The organism is Streptomyces sp. NPDC053474, assembly GCF_044544845.1.
Lineage (GTDB): Bacteria > Actinomycetota > Actinomycetes > Streptomycetales > Streptomycetaceae > Streptomyces.
In genome coordinates this window covers 34290-47768 of record NZ_JBITXV010000019.1, presented here as the reverse complement: position 1 = coordinate 47768, position 13479 = coordinate 34290, and the positions used below count along the sequence as shown (strand labels likewise).

Annotated in this window: 13 protein-coding genes; 5 read left to right on the top strand and 8 right to left on the bottom strand. The window is 74.6% G+C overall.

Annotated elements, in window-relative coordinates; all coding sequences use genetic code 11:
* Positions 1-47: 47 nt before the first annotated feature.
* The gene (locus ACIG3E_RS34580) at positions 48-1355 is read right to left on the bottom strand and encodes an ABC transporter substrate-binding protein (protein WP_399623821.1); all 1308 of its coding nucleotides are present in this window, start codon (positions 1353-1355) and stop codon (positions 48-50) included.
* A 3-nt stretch (positions 1356-1358) separates the two neighbouring features.
* Positions 1359-1919 carry a hypothetical protein gene (locus tag ACIG3E_RS34575; RefSeq protein ID WP_399623819.1) on the bottom strand — a complete coding sequence of 187 codons (561 nt, stop codon included), beginning with the start codon at positions 1917-1919 and terminating at the stop codon, positions 1359-1361.
* Positions 1920-2044: 125 nt separating this feature from the next.
* Between ACIG3E_RS34575 and ACIG3E_RS34570 the strand changes: the two genes are divergently transcribed.
* Genes ACIG3E_RS34570 through ACIG3E_RS34560 form a run of 3 tightly spaced genes read left to right on the top strand, consistent with a single transcriptional unit; the run spans position 2045 to position 5968 of the window.
* The gene (locus ACIG3E_RS34570) at positions 2045-2593 is read left to right on the top strand and encodes a hypothetical protein (protein WP_399623817.1); all 549 of its coding nucleotides are present in this window, start codon (positions 2045-2047) and stop codon (positions 2591-2593) included.
* A gap of 4 nt (positions 2594-2597) precedes the next feature.
* Positions 2598-5264, top strand: a complete 2667-nt coding sequence (locus tag ACIG3E_RS34565; RefSeq protein ID WP_399623815.1) for an ATP-binding cassette domain-containing protein — start codon at positions 2598-2600, stop codon at positions 5262-5264.
* Positions 5261-5968 carry an ATP-binding cassette domain-containing protein gene (locus ACIG3E_RS34560; protein ID WP_399623814.1) on the top strand — a complete coding sequence of 236 codons (708 nt, stop codon included), beginning with the start codon at positions 5261-5263 and terminating at the stop codon, positions 5966-5968. Before ACIG3E_RS34565 ends, ACIG3E_RS34560 begins: the two co-directional genes overlap by 4 nt.
* Here the strand turns inward: ACIG3E_RS34560 and ACIG3E_RS34555 are convergent.
* Positions 5943-6563 (bottom strand): transglycosylase family protein, encoded by a 621-nt coding sequence (locus ACIG3E_RS34555; protein ID WP_399623812.1) that lies wholly within the window; start codon positions 6561-6563, stop codon positions 5943-5945. The genes ACIG3E_RS34560 and ACIG3E_RS34555 overlap by 26 nt on opposite strands.
* A gap of 131 nt (positions 6564-6694) precedes the next feature.
* Positions 6695-7333 carry a transglycosylase family protein gene (locus ACIG3E_RS34550; RefSeq protein WP_399623810.1) on the bottom strand — a complete coding sequence of 213 codons (639 nt, stop codon included), beginning with the start codon at positions 7331-7333 and terminating at the stop codon, positions 6695-6697.
* Between the two features lie 546 nt (positions 7334-7879).
* Between ACIG3E_RS34550 and ACIG3E_RS34545 the strand changes: the two genes are divergently transcribed.
* Both ACIG3E_RS34545 and ACIG3E_RS34540 read left to right on the top strand, forming a co-directional pair.
* The gene (locus ACIG3E_RS34545) at positions 7880-8671 is read left to right on the top strand and encodes a hypothetical protein (protein ID WP_399623807.1); all 792 of its coding nucleotides are present in this window, start codon (positions 7880-7882) and stop codon (positions 8669-8671) included.
* A gap of 112 nt (positions 8672-8783) precedes the next feature.
* A complete protein-coding gene (locus ACIG3E_RS34540) occupies positions 8784-9122 on the top strand; it encodes a hypothetical protein (protein ID WP_399623804.1) in 339 nt (112 codons plus the stop codon).
* Positions 9123-9212: 90 nt separating this feature from the next.
* Here ACIG3E_RS34540 and der read toward each other — a convergent pair whose 3' ends face one another.
* The 4 genes from der to ACIG3E_RS34520 all read right to left on the bottom strand — a co-directional run bounded on the left by der (position 9213) and on the right by ACIG3E_RS34520 (position 13334).
* Entirely contained in the window at positions 9213-10709 is a 1497-nt protein-coding gene (der, locus tag ACIG3E_RS34535; RefSeq protein ID WP_399623802.1) for a ribosome biogenesis GTPase Der, read from the bottom strand.
* 74 nt (positions 10710-10783) lie between these two features.
* Positions 10784-11371 (bottom strand): lysophospholipid acyltransferase family protein, encoded by a 588-nt coding sequence (locus ACIG3E_RS34530; protein ID WP_399624016.1) that lies wholly within the window; start codon positions 11369-11371, stop codon positions 10784-10786.
* A gap of 56 nt (positions 11372-11427) precedes the next feature.
* A complete protein-coding gene (gene cmk / locus ACIG3E_RS34525) occupies positions 11428-12117 on the bottom strand; it encodes a (d)CMP kinase (protein WP_399624013.1) in 690 nt (229 codons plus the stop codon).
* Between the two features lie 131 nt (positions 12118-12248).
* Positions 12249-13334, bottom strand: a complete 1086-nt coding sequence (locus ACIG3E_RS34520; RefSeq protein ID WP_399623799.1) for a prephenate dehydrogenase — start codon at positions 13332-13334, stop codon at positions 12249-12251.
* Between the last annotated feature and the right edge of the window lie 145 nt (positions 13335-13479).

The window sequence follows — 13479 nt, the reverse complement described above, 5'->3', positions numbered from 1 at the left end:
TGCGCGATCGCAATGCGGAACAGGGAACTCCATGAGTGGTACAGCGGTCATGGCTGGTAGGAGAGCTGCGGTACCTCGAAGCAGTTGGCGTTCATATCGCCTTGTGTGACCCAGCCCTCATCGTCCTTCCAGCGGGCCACGGACACACACGTCCGGCGCGTCCTCGGCGGCTCGGCCCGCCGCTCGTACGTCACCGGCAGCAGCAGGCCGTCGGCGTCGTAGGGCTTGCCCCGGCTCATGAAACGGTCCACGCAGGCGCGGGTGACGTCCCCGCCCGAGGCCGCGCAGGAGCGGGCCGCGGCCGTGAACCACAGGGCGGCGGCCCAGCCCTCCAGCTGCCACTGCGAGAGCGCGTCCGCCGCCGTGCCCGCCTTCTTCATGCCGTCGCGGAACTCCCGCACGGCCGGGTGGCCGGTGTCCTCGTAGTTGCGGCTGGAACCGGTCGCCCACAGGGCGTTGCGGCAGCGCGGCGCGTCCTTGTAGTCGTCGGCGACGCTGGCTGACCAATTCTGTACGTTCGTGACCTTCGCGGTGACCTTCGCGCCCACGTCGTCCATGGCCTCGCACAGGCGCGCGTTGCCGTGCGTGTCCATCGCGTCGAAGACCAGATCGGCGCCCTGGTCCTTGAGGTCGGCCGCGGCGGCGCGGAAGTTCGGCAGCGCGAAGTCGACCTGCTCGGTGACGACCTTGTAGCCCTCGGCCTCCAGACCGCGCTTCACCAGGCGCGCGTACGCCGCCGACGCGGCCTGGTTGTAGGAGACCACCGCGGCCGTGCGGGCACCCTGCTCGCGCTTGAAGTAGCGGTAGACCTCGGTGCCGCCGTACAGCTCGCCGCCCCAGCCCGGCTTGCCCTTGCGCGGCGCGAGGCTGCCGTAGATCCCGTACAGGTGCGGATAGGTGTCGTAGGCGGAGCCGATCGGCTGTCCGCCGATGTCGGGCACGCCCGCCTCGGAGACCCGGGGCGCGCCCGCGTAGTCCAGGGCGGTGGTGGCCACCAGGGCGACGACCTTCTGCTCGTCGAGCAGCTTGTGCACGCAGTCGTTGTTGCCGACCCCGCTGCCGCCGTCGTCGCAGGTGCGCACCTCGACCTCGCGTCCGGCGATCCCGCCGCGGTCGTTGAGCCGCTCGAAGTAGGCCTTGGCGCCGTCGCGCGGCCCGGTGAAGGCGGACCCGCCGACGGGGCTGGTGGCGCTGGTGATGACGCCGACCCGCACGGGCGGGCCGCCGGACGGCGGCACCCCTCCCGACGGCGCGCGCCGCTCGAAGTCGCTCTCCGGCAGCCGGCTGCCGCAGGCCGCGCTCCCCAGGAGCGCCGCCACGGCGAGCGCGGCCACGAGGGCCCGTCGGCGGGCCAAGTCTCAGCAGCCCGGGCCGGGCGACTTGTTGCCGCTCAGCCGCACCAGCGCGCACAGCGTCTTGACGGACACCTTCCAGGTGCCGTCCTGGTCGACGGCGGTGCCGCTCGCGCTCGGCAGCGCGGTCGCGCCCTTCAGGGTCAGCGCGTACGTCACGTCCGCGTCCTTCGCCGACGTGAACTCGACCTTCGCGACCCGGGCCCGGACCTGCTTGCCGCGCTCGTCCCCGCTGAAGCTCTGCAGCACCTGGCGCATCTCGGCGCCGTTCTCCAGGACGGCCTCCTTGTCCTTCAGGGACACCGCCGGGTCGAAGAACTTCTGCCAGTTCGCCCGGACCTCGTCCTCGGCGGCCTTGGGGTCCGCGGGCTCGGCGGCGTCACCGGCCTTGCTGGTCGCCTCCACGGACGGCTGCGGCGGCGGGCTCCCGCCCTCGTCACCGCTGTCGTCGCCGCAGGCCGCGACGGCCGGGACGAACAGCAGGACCGCGGCGGCCGCGAGGGCCGGGCTCCGCACCCGCCCCCGTCGTAGCTCGCTCCCCCGCCTGGGTCCTGTCCAGAGCACCATCTGGCTCACCACCGGGTATCGGACCGGACGAAGAGCGCCCGGTGCTTTCAGGGTCGGCTTGTAGAAGGCATAGTGCAATCCATTGGCTTCCATGAACAGACCCACCAGGCACCCGGGGGGCCTCGATGCGGGCGGCAAGGACGGACGGGAGCACTCCCGCGGCGGCGCGGGCCGCCTCGCGCGCGGCCCGGCTGCGGGCGGTCCACCCGATGCTGTGGGCGGCCTTCGCCGCGCTCGCGACCGGCGCGGTCCTGTGCGTGATCGGCTGGTACGGGATCTCCGGAGAGCGCTTCGCCGAGCGGCAGTTGCCCTACCTCGCGTCCTGCACGGTGCCGGGCGCCGCCCTGATCGTCGCGGGCGCGGTGCTCCTCGCGCACGGCCGGGGCGCGCTCGCCGCGGCGCGCGTCGAGGAGCTGTACGGCCTGCTCGTGGCCGTCGAGGACCAGGACCCGGCGGCCGCGGGGGCCGAACGGGCGAAGGCCCCGGTGGCGACGAGCGACGCCCTGCGCGCCGTGCCCGACGGCACGCTGTGGCACCGCGCGGACTGCCCCCTGGTCGCGGGCAGGCCCGAGGCCGTCGCCGTCGACGCGGCGGCCCCGGCGGCGGGCGGCCTGACCCCGTGCCCGATCTGCGCACCGCCAGGGCCCCGGCCGCACGAGTCCCCGGAGGACTGACCCGGTGGCCTCGCTGAGCTACGACCTGACCCTGGCCGGGCTCTCCGTCGGCAGCGCGGCGGCCCTCACCGGCATCGGCCTCGTCGTCACCCACCGCGCGACCGGCGTGCTCAACTTCGCGCACGGCGCCATCGCGATGGTCTGCGCCTATCTGCTGCGCCAGCTCACCGTCGAGTGGGCCTGGCCGCTGCCGCTCGCCGCGGCGGTGACGCTCCTGGTGGTGGCCCCCGCCATCGGCCTGGCCCTCGAACGCGCCGTCTTCCGCCCGCTCGCCGTCCAGGGCGGCGACCCGGCGCAGACCCTGGTGGCCTCGATCGGCGTCTTCGTCCTGCTCGTCGGCGCGGCGGCGCTGATCTGGGGGCAGGGCGCGCGGGCGGACGCGCCGACGCTCGTCTCGGCCGACCCCTGGGGCCAGCTCGGCATCGCGGTGGCGCTGGCGCTCGCCGTGTGGGCCCTCACCCGCTTCACCCGCTTCGGCGGGCAGCTGCGCGCGGTGGTCGACGACCGCCGCCTCGCGGTGCTCGCCGGGATCGACGCGGACCGGGTGGCCGCGGCGGGCTGGGCCTTCGGCTCCTTCACGGCGGGCCTGACCGGCGTGCTCCTCGCCCCCTACGTCCGCCTCGACCCGTACGGCCTGCCCCTGCTCGTCATGGAGGTGATGGCCGTCGCCGTGGCGGCCCGGATGCGGAACCTGCCGGTGGCGGTCGTGGTGGCGCTCGGCATCGGCGTCGCGCAGAGCCAGCTCACGCGCCTGCACCCCTCCGGGTGGGGCGAGCCCCTGCTCCAGGCGGTCGGCGCGAACCTCTTCGTCGTGGCCCTGCTGATCGCCGCGCTCGTCCTGCCCGGCGTGGGCACCGGGGACGCGCTGCCCCGCACGGCCACCGCCCGCGTCCCCACCCCGCCCGGCGCCTGGATAGTGGCCGTGGTCCTCTTCCTGCTCCCGCTCGGCTTCGCGGGCTCGGACCTCACCACGTCCGTGCAGGTCCCCGCCCTCGGCGTCATCCTGCTCTCCCTCGTCGTCGTCACCGGCAGGGGCGGCCAGATCTCCCTGGGCCAGGCGGCGTACGCGGGCCTGGGCGCGCTGTTCACCGCGCTGCTCACCAGCGGCCGCTTCCCCGGCCTGCCCGAGCTGCCCGCGCTGCCCGCCCTCGCGGTCGCCGTGCTGCTCGTCGCACCGCTCGGCCTGCTCACCGGCTGGCCCGCCATCAGCCGCCACGGCCTGGCCCTCGCCCTCGCCACCCTCGCGGTCGGCGTCGGCGTCAGCCGCTTCGTGTTCGCGCAGCCGTACGCGACCTCGGGCCTCACCCTGGAGCGGCCCGCGGGCCTCACCGGCGACCGCGCGTACTACCTGTTCGAACTGGTCCTGCTCGGCGGCGCGCTCGGATGCGTCGCGGCGCTTCGCCGGGGCCGCGCGGGGCGGGCGCTCGCGGCGATGCGCGACCACGAGGCCGGGGCGGCGGCGGCCGGGGTCCCCGTGCGCGGCCTGAAGCTCGCGGCGTTCGTGACCGGCGCGGCGCTCGCCGCCCTGGGGGGCGGGATGCTCGGGATGGGGCTGCGGGCGTTCGACCCCGCGGCGTACGACCCGGTGCGGGGGCTGCTGTGGTTCGCGGCGGTGGTCGTGCTCGGCGCGGACAGTCTGCTGGGCGCGCTGGTGGCGGCGGCGCTGTTGGTGGGGCTCGACGCGGGGGCCCGGGGCGGGGTGGCCGCGGCGGTGGTCGGGGTGCTCGCGATACTGATCGGGCGCTTTCCCGGGGGGCCGTACGAGGCACTGCGTGCGGCTACGCGGTGGCTTCGGCGGCGGCCTCGGCTCACGCCCCTCGGAGCCCGGGTGCGGGGCGCCCTCGCTCCAGCTCCGGCCCCGGCCCCGGCCCCGGCCCCGGCAAACAGTGCTGGGCGCCCGGCGCTGTGCCCACCCTTCCCCAAGCTCTCGGCTGCGCTCGAGCAGGGGAGACCCCACTCGCCCTGCGGGACGATTGCCCACAGCGAGGAGCGGGATGTGCTTGCCGCCGATGGGCTGTTCCTCTCGTACGGCGGCTTCGCCGTGTTGCGTGGGGTGTCGCTCAGTGTCGTGCCCGGGCGGGTGACCGCTGTCGTCGGGCCCAACGGGGCGGGCAAGAGCAGTCTCTTCCACTGTCTGGCCGGGACGGTGCGGCCCGATCGGGGGCGGGTGGCCTTCGGGGGGCGGGACCTCACCCGGCTGCCCGCGCACGTTCGCACCCGCGCGGGCGTGGCGCGTACGTTCCAGCAGCTGGCGGTCTTCCCGACGCTGACCGTCGCCGAGAACGTGCGCGTGGGCGCCGAACAGGGCCGGGTCCGGAACCCGGCGGCGCTCGACCGGGCGCTGCGCCTGTTCGACCTCACGTCCGTGCGCGACCGCCCCGCCGCGGGCCTGCCGACGGGCACGCTGCGCCGCGTCGAGCTGGCCCGCGCGCTCGCGGGCGACCCGTACGTGCTGCTCCTGGACGAGCCCGCCGCGGGCCTGGACACCGGCGAGGTGGCCGCGCTCGCCCGGGTCCTGCGCGCCCTCGCCGCCGACGGCACCGCGCTCCTCGTGGTCGAGCACGACCTGGACCTGGTCGCGGGCCTCGCCGACACGGTGCACGTGCTGACGGCGGGCCGGATCGTCTCGTCGGGCCCGGCGGACGAGGTGCTCGACGGCGGTGCGCCATGAGCCCGGCCGCGCGCCCCGGCACCCTCGAACTGCGCGGCGCCCGCGTCCGCTACGGCCCCCTGGAAGCCCTGCACGGCGTGAGCGTCGCCGCCCCCGCCCCCGGCCTGACCGTCCTGCTCGGCCGCAACGGCTCGGGCCGCACCACCGCGCTGCGGGCGCTCGCCGGGACCGTCCCGCTGTCCGGGGGCGCCGTCGTCTGGGACGGCACGGACGTCACCCGGCTCACGGCGCACGAGCGCGCCCGCCGGGGCCTGTGCTTCGTACCGGACCGGCAGGCCGTCTTCGGCGGCCTCACTGTCCGCGAGAACCTGGACCTCGCCGGGGGTGACGTGACACCCGCCCTGGCGGCCTACCCGGAGCTGCGCCCGCTCCTGGCCCGCCGCGCGGGCCTGCTGTCCGGCGGCGAGCAGCGCATGCTCGCGCTGTCACGGGCCCTGCTCTCCCGGGCGCGCGTGGTCCTCGCCGACGAGCCGACCCAGGGCATGTCCCCGGCCGTCGCCTCCCGTACGTACGCACTGCTCGGGGACCTCCAGGCGTGCGTGGTCCTCGCCGAGCAGCGGCCGCCGCCCGGTCTGCGCGGGCGCGCGGGCCGGGCGGCGGTGGCGTACGAGCTGCGCCGCGGCGAGGTGGTGTTCAGCGGCGAGCTCACGGAGCTCGGGCGGCCGCCGGACGGCGGTGTCAGGCCTTCGCCCGCTCCGGGATGAGGAGGACCGTACCGATCGCGAGGCGGTCGGGGCGCGGCCCCACGATGTGCCGGTTGGCCTGGTAGAGGGCCTTCCAGCCGCCCTTGACCTGGTACCGCCGGGCCAGGGAGCTGAGGGTCTCGCCGCGCTTGACGACGTGCGTGTGCTCGCTCGGCAGCAGCGCGAGGTGGTCGAGGTCGGCCTCCTTGACCTTCTTCGAGCAGACGGGCCAGGCCTGCCAGCCCTGGTTGAGGAGCACCTTGCGGGCGACCGCGATCTGCTCCTCCCGGGTGGCGAGGTCCGCGCGCGGGGCGTAGGCGAGCCCGCCGTGCTCCTCCCAGGTGGTCTGCTTGAACTGCAGGCCTCCGTAGTAGTTGTTGCCGGTGTTGATGTGCCACCGGCCGCTGCTCTCGCACTCGGCGAGACAGTTCCACGGACCTTCGGTGCGGGAGCAGTCGTAGAGGTACGTGGTGACGGCCGGGCCCGGCCGCGGCGGCGGGGGCGCGGCCACCGCGGCGGCCGGGGCGGTCAGGGGCGCCGCGAGCGCCAGGGCCGCGGCGGCGAGCGACGTCACGAACCTTGGACGTCTGTTCGACATCGGGTGCGTCGAGTGCATCGGGCCACGTTACGCAGGTCCCGCCCCGGGGCCCGCCGTGCCGCGCCGCCGGGTGCGCGGCCCCACCCGGTCAGCGGACAGGGCGGGGCCGCTCGTGGGTTCCGGCTCGCCGGAGGGGACGGCCGGGACCGTCAGATCGCCAGGCGCTGCCCGGGCACGATCAGGTTCGGATCGCCGCCGATGACGCCCTGGTTGACGGCGTAGAGCCGCTGCCAGCCGATGCCGTGCGCGGCCGCGATGCGGCTGAGCGTGTCGCCCTGGCGGACGACGTAGCCGCCGGAGCCGCGCGTGGTGCCCCGGTCGGCGTGACCGGGCGCGCGGTACGCGGGCCGCTGCTTGACGGTCTTCGGTGCGGCCTGTGGCGCCGCCTTGGGAGCGGGCCTGGGCGCGGCCTGTGGCGCGGCCGCCCCTGGAGCGGGCCCGGAGGCACCCGCCCGTGCCGAGCACGACGGCCAGGCGCCCCACCCCTGAGCGCGCTGGACCTTCGCCGCGACGGCGATCTGCTGGGCCCGGGAGGCCCGGTCGGCGGTCGGCGCGTAGGCCGTGCCGCCGTAGGCCCGCCAGGTCCCGGCGGAGAACTGGAGTCCGCCGTAGTAGCCGTTGCCGGTGTTGATCTGCCAGTTGCCGCCGCTCTCGCAGCGGGCGATCCGGTCCCACACTCCGCCGTCCGCCGCGGCCTGCCCGGTCGCGGCGAGCAGTGCCAGCGGCGCGAGGAGCGCGGCTCCGCCGAGCACTGCCGTCTTGCGAATGTTCCTGGGACGTTCGGACATGGATTTCCCTCTCGGAGGACCCGGGCTTCCCCAGGCTCCGCGGGCCCCGTACGCGTCCGGCGCCGGGGTCCCGCCGAGCCCCGTCCGTCGGGGTGGTGCTGTTCTGCCTTGCTCCGCCGCGCCTTGCTGATCTTGCTGATCGAACGGGTCGGCGCGGCCGACGGACTTGCCCGAGCGGTGCTCGCTGCACACGGCGGTGGAATCTAGGAGCCCCCTCGCCCCGCTATCAACCGACTCCTCGTCATTCCAGGCCAGTTGCTGGTTACCTGGAGTATCGTCGACTTTCGGACACCCCTTTTATGCTTGTATACGAGCATTTACCATGCTCCCCTCTCGGCGATCTGTGACTCACCTCACCGGGGCAACTTCCGTGTACGCACCAGGTGTTGGCGCGGAGTGACAAATTCCGACCGTCAACTCACCCTCTGCTTCGGTTAGTTCAATTCCGCGCCTCCCGTGCGTGACTTGGGCCACTGATCGCCCGTTGTCTCCTTCATGAGCCGGGCACCACCCGGACACCCCACGCATCGATTCCGAGGAGTCACCGTGCCGCGCATGCTCGACCTCAGCGACGAGGTACGCGCCGAGATCGGCGACGAAGAAGCCGACCGCCTGCTCGCCGGGGAGAACGCCCCGGGCGCCTACGACTGCACGTCCTGCCGCACCCCGGGCGACTCCGAGCGCGAGCGCACCAGCACGGTCCTGTTCGTCGGCGACGAGACCGCCGTGCTCGCCTTCGCCCACGCCTCCTGCCTGCCGTCCCAGATCGTCGAGGTCTCCGAGGAGCAGCTCCAGGGCGCCGTACGGTCCATCACCGGCGAGGACACCGTGCCGTCCCAGCGCCCGGCGGACGGCGCCCCCGAACAGGCCGTGCTGGGCGTGACCAGCGGCCTCGTCCTCATCGAGGGCGAGCTGCACCCCGCGCTCGTCGTCGAGCCGACCGGCCCCATCGCCCGCCCCGGCGCGGCGCCCGGCGGCGGCGACGACTTCCTGCCGCTCCTGATCGAGCACGGCTTCATGCCCGTGACCTCGCTGGCGGGCGTGCCCCCGACGCTGCACGGCTGGTCGGTGCTGCTCGCCGTGGGCCAGCTGCACGCCATCCTCCAGCCCGGCACCGGCGGGAGCTCCCCCGTCGCCTGGTGGCAGGCCCACCAGCCGCTCCAGGTCACCGACGGCTGGCGCGCGGCGGCCAACAAGCTCCAGTCCGTCCTGCTGTACGCGACCCCGTCGGGCACCGTCGGCCGCCAGCCCCGCGAGGACCTGCTGCGTGGCGCGCTCGACCGTGCGGCCTCCCAGGGCCAGCTGGTCGCGTGCGCGATGCCGCTCGCGGGCACCTGAGCCACATTGGGGGCCCGGGCCCCGCATCCCGACAACCCCCCAGGTCGTTGGCCCAGACGTGCACGTATACGACGCCACACACCACCGGCCGTACGCCGGGCCGATCCCGTCCATGCGCGGCGCGCAGGACACCGCGGCCGCCTTCTCTGCCACGCCGATCTACGACGCCCTGTACTCCGAGTACCTCAGGGCGTTCCGGGCCCTGCCCGGCGACCGGACCGGCGAGGAGGAGCTGAGGTTCACCGGCTTCGGCCCCGGGCCGTACGGCAACGCCGGGCAGCACGGCGCCATGCGGCACGACCCGCGCCACACCCCCCGGCACGACCCGCGCCACGACCCCCGGCACCACGCCTTCAACGTCGCCCGCTACGGCCAGCCCACCCAGGTCGACCACCACGGCTACGGCCACCTCTTCCCGGCCGCCCTCCCCCCGGGCCCGCGCCGGGGCTGACCACCCGCCCCTCCTCATGCCGATATGCCGATGCCCGGCCCTCCGCGTGGAGGGCCGGGCATCGGCACGTACGGACCGCGAACGCCGCGGCTACTTCTTCTTCTGGGTCTTCTGCCCGCGCTTCTCGCGCACCCGCACCGAGATGTGGATCGGCGTGCCCTCGAAGCCGAACTCCTCGCGCAGCCTGCGCTCCACGAAGCGGCGGTAGCCGTGCTCGATGAAGCCCGAGGCGAACAGGACGAACCGCGGCGGCTTGGTGCCCGCCTGGGTGCCGAAGAGGATGCGCGGCTGCTTGCCGCCCCGGACCGGGTGCGGATGGGCGGCCACCAGCTCGCCGAGGAACGCGTTAAGGCGGCCCGTCGGCACCCGCGTCTCCCAGCCCGCGATGGCCGTCTCGATCGCCGGGACGAGCTTCTCCATGTGCCGCCCCGTGCGCGCCGACACGTTCACCCGCGGCGCCCACGCGACCTGCGCGAGCTCCGTCTCGATCTCCCGCTCCAGGTAGTAGCGGCGCTCCTCGTCGAGGGTGTCCCACTTGTTGTACGCGAGGACGACGGCGCGGCCCGCCTCCACCGCCATCGTGACGATGCGCTGGTCCTGGATGCTGATCGATTCGCTGGCGTCGATCAGGATGACCGCGACCTCCGCCTTCTCCACGGCGGCCGCCGTGCGCAGCGAGGCGTAGTAGTCGGCGCCCTGCTGGAGGTGGACGCGCTTGCGGATGCCCGCCGTGTCGACGAACTTCCAGGTGACGCCGCCCAGTTCGATGAGCTCGTCGACCGGGTCGCGGGTGGTGCCCGCGAGTTCGTTGACGACGACGCGCTCCTCGCCCGCCACCTTGTTCAGGAGGGAGGACTTGCCCACGTTCGGACGGCCGATGAGCGCGATGCGGCGCGGGCCGCCGACGGCCGTGCCGAAGGTCTGCGCGGGCGCCTCCGGCAGGACGTCCAGGACCGCGTCGAGCATGTCGCCGGTGCCGCGGCCGTGCAGCGAGGAGACCGGGTGCGGCTCGCCGATGCCGAGGGACCACAGGGCGGTGGCGTCGGCCTCGCCGCTCTGGCCGTCGACCTTGTTGGCGCAGAGCACCACGGGCTTGTTGGCCTTGCGGAGGAGCCGGACGACGGCCTCGTCGGTGTCGGTGACGCCGACCGTGGAGTCGACGACGAACACGACGGCGTCGGCGGTCTCGATCGCGTACTCGGCCTGCGCGGCCACCGACGCGTCGATGCCGAGGACGTCCTGCTCCCAGCCGCCGGTGTCGACGACCTTGAAGCGGCGGCCCGCCCACTCGGCCTCGTAGGTGACGCGGTCGCGGGTCACGCCCGGCTTGTCCTCGACGACGGCCTCGCGGCGGCCGATGATGCGGTTCACGAGCGTCGACTTGCCGACGTTCGGACGGCCGACGACGGCGAGGACCGGCAGCGGGCCGTGCCCGGCCGCCTCGATGGCGCCCTCGACGTCCTCGACGTCGAAGCCCTCTACGGCGGCGAGCTCCATGAACTCCGCGTACTCGGCGTCGCCAAGTGCCCCATGGTCGTGCTCGACGTGCTCCGTCGGCTCGCCCTCGGGCTGGATCTGGTCGTTCATGAAGTCCGTACCTCGTCGTTCATCGTGGTGATCGGTGACCCCTCCGTACGGCGGGTCACTACTGAAAGTCTTACTCAGCGCCCGGTCAGGCGCCTGGCGTTTTCCAGGTGGTCGGTCAGCTTCCCCTGGATGCGCACGGTCGCCTCGTCGAGCGCCTTGCGCGTACGCCGCCCGCTGCTGTCGCCCGCCTCGAAGGGGTCTCCGAAGACCACGTCGACGCGGCTGCGCAGCGGCGGCAGCTGCCGTATCAGACGGCCGCGCCGCTCCGTGCTGCCCAGGACGGCGACCGGGACGATCGGCGCCCCGGAGCGCACGGCGAAGTACGCGAGGCCCGCGCGCAGCGAGGCGAAGTCGCCGTCGCCCCGGGTGCCCTCCGGGAAGATCCCGAGGACGCCGCCCCGCGCCAGGACGCCGAGCGCGTCGGTGATCGCCGTGCGGTCGGCCGTCGAGCGGTCGACCTTGACCTGGCCGATGGCGCCCAGGAACGTGCCGAGCGGGCCGACGAACGCCTCCTTCTTGATCAGGAAGTGCGTCGGCCGGGGCGCCACGCCCATGACCATCGGGCCGTCGACGTTGTGCGAGTGGTTGACGGCCAGGATGACCGGGCCGCTCGCGGGCACCCGCCAGGCGCCGAGCACGCGGGGCTTCCACAGGCCGTACATCAGACCGACGCCGATGCGCCGCCCGACCTCGGCCCCGCGCTCGGATGCCCCGGAGGTCACTTCCCGGCCCGCTTCTCCTCAACGAGGGTGACGACGCACTCGATGACCTGCTGGAGCGAGAGCTCGGTGGTGTCGACCTCGACGGCGTCGTCGGCCTTGGCGAGCGGCGACGTCTTGCGGCTGGAGTCGGCGGCGTCGCGCTTGATCAGGGCCTCGCGGGTGGCGTTCACGTCGGCGCCCTTGAGCTCGCCGGAGCGGCGGGCGGCACGGGCCTCCGGGGACGCCGTGAGGAAGATCTTCAGGTCGGCGTCGGGGAGGACGGTGGTGCCGATGTCCCGGCCCTCGACGACGATGCCCTGCTCCGCGCCGAGGGCGATGGAGCGCTGCAGCTCGGTGATCCGGGTGCGCACCTCGGGGACGGCGCTGACCGCGCTGACCTTGGAGGTGACCTCCTGCGTGCGGATCGGGCCCGCCACGTCCGTGCCGTCGACCGTGATCGTCGGGGCGGCCGGGTCCGTGCCGGAGACGATCTCGGGCTTGCCGGCCGCGGCGGCGATCGCGCCGGGGTCGGTGAGGTCGATGCCGTTGCTGACCATCCACCACGTGATCGCCCGGTACTGGGCGCCGGTGTCCAGGTAGCTCAGGCCGAGCTGCGCGGCGACGGCCTTGGACGTGCTGGACTTGCCCGTGCCGGACGGCCCGTCGATGGCGACGATCACGGTGCCTGCGGCAGCGCTGTTTTCCAGGGTTTCCACGGGCTGCGGGTGCCTTTCTCGGGGCGCGGGTCGGGTGCGGGACGCATGCGACGCCCCGCACAAGGTTACTGGCTCCCGTCCCGGCCCTCGCCTGGCCACCCGCCCGCAGCCGCTGCCGTGCGCTACGGCCGCAGCGACCAGCCCCGCTCCCGCAGCGCCGCGGCCAGCGGGGCCGCCGCCGCGGGCTCCACCATGAGCTGGACCAGACCGGCCTGCTGGCCGGTGGCGTGCTCGATGCGGACGTCCTCGACGTTGACCCCGGCGCGCTCGGCGTCGGCGAAGATGCGGGCCAGCTGTCCGGGCTGGTCGTTGATGAGCACCGCCACGACCTCGTACGCGGACGGGGCGGAGCCGTGCTTGCCGGGCACCCGGGCCTGGCCCGCGTTGCCGCGCCGCAGCACGCTCGCGACGCCCGTGGCGCCTTCGTGCCGCTTGCCCTCGTCGGCCGAGGCCAGGCCCCGCAGCGCGGCGACGGTCTCCTGGAGGTCGGCGGCGACGTCGGCGAGCAGGTCGGCGACCGGGCCCGGGTTGGCGGACAGGATGTCGATCCACATCCGCGGGTCGGACGCGGCGATGCGCGTGACGTCGCGGATGCCCTGGCCGCACAGCCGGACCGCCGACTCCTCGGCGTTCTCCAGGCGGGCCGCGACCATGCTGGAGACCAGGTGCGGCATGTGCGAGACGAGGGCGACGGCCCGGTCGTGGGCGTCGGCGTCCATGACGACGGGCACGGCCCGGCACTGGGCGACCAGCTCCAGGGCGAGGTTCAGCACCTCGGTGTCGGTGTCCCGGGTGGGCGTGAGCACCCAGGGACGGCCCTCGAAGAGGTCGGCGGACGCGGCCAGGGGGCCGCTGCGCTCGCGCCCCGACATGGGGTGCGTGCCGATGTACGGCGTCAGGTCGAGGCCGAGCGACTCCAGCTCGCGGCGCGGGCCGCCCTTGACGCTCGCCACGTCGAGATAGCCGCGGGCACGGCCGCGGCGCATGGCGTCGGCGAGGGTGGCGGCGACGTGCGCGGGCGGCACCGCGACCACGCACAGGTCGACGGGGCCCTCGGGCTCCGCCGCGGTCCCGGCGCCGAGCGCGGCGGCCGTGCGGGCCTGCTCGGTGTCGTGGTCGGCGAGGTGGACGGCGACGCCGCGGCGGGCCAGGGCCAGGGCGGCGGAGGTGCCGATCAGGCCGGTGCCGATGACGAGGGCTGTTCTCACTGGGCGATGTCCCCGTAGTTTTCCGTGCTGCTGTACATCGGGTCATGGGTGACCGGGCCGGGCCGATCGGGTCGTGATGTACGCACAGCCTAGTCACCGCCCGTGACACGGGTGCGCGGCGCCCGGCTGCCGAGACGGGCGCCGC

Coding starts and splice junctions, on each gene's coding strand:
- ACIG3E_RS34540 (WP_399623804.1), top strand. CDS start 8,784: ATGCGCGGCGCGCAGGACACCGCGGCCGCCTTCTCTGCCACGCCGATC.
- ACIG3E_RS34560 (WP_399623814.1), top strand. CDS start 5,261: ATGAGCCCGGCCGCGCGCCCCGGCACCCTCGAACTGCGCGGCGCCCGC.
- ACIG3E_RS34550 (WP_399623810.1), bottom strand. CDS start 7,333: ATGTCCGAACGTCCCAGGAACATTCGCAAGACGGCAGTGCTCGGCGGA.
- der (WP_399623802.1), bottom strand. CDS start 10,709: ATGAACGACCAGATCCAGCCCGAGGGCGAGCCGACGGAGCACGTCGAG.
- ACIG3E_RS34530 (WP_399624016.1), bottom strand. CDS start 11,371: ATGTACGGCCTGTGGAAGCCCCGCGTGCTCGGCGCCTGGCGGGTGCCC.
- ACIG3E_RS34555 (WP_399623812.1), bottom strand. CDS start 6,563: ATGCACTCGACGCACCCGATGTCGAACAGACGTCCAAGGTTCGTGACG.
- ACIG3E_RS34575 (WP_399623819.1), bottom strand. CDS start 1,919: ATGGTGCTCTGGACAGGACCCAGGCGGGGGAGCGAGCTACGACGGGGG.
- ACIG3E_RS34570 (WP_399623817.1), top strand. CDS start 2,045: ATGCGGGCGGCAAGGACGGACGGGAGCACTCCCGCGGCGGCGCGGGCC.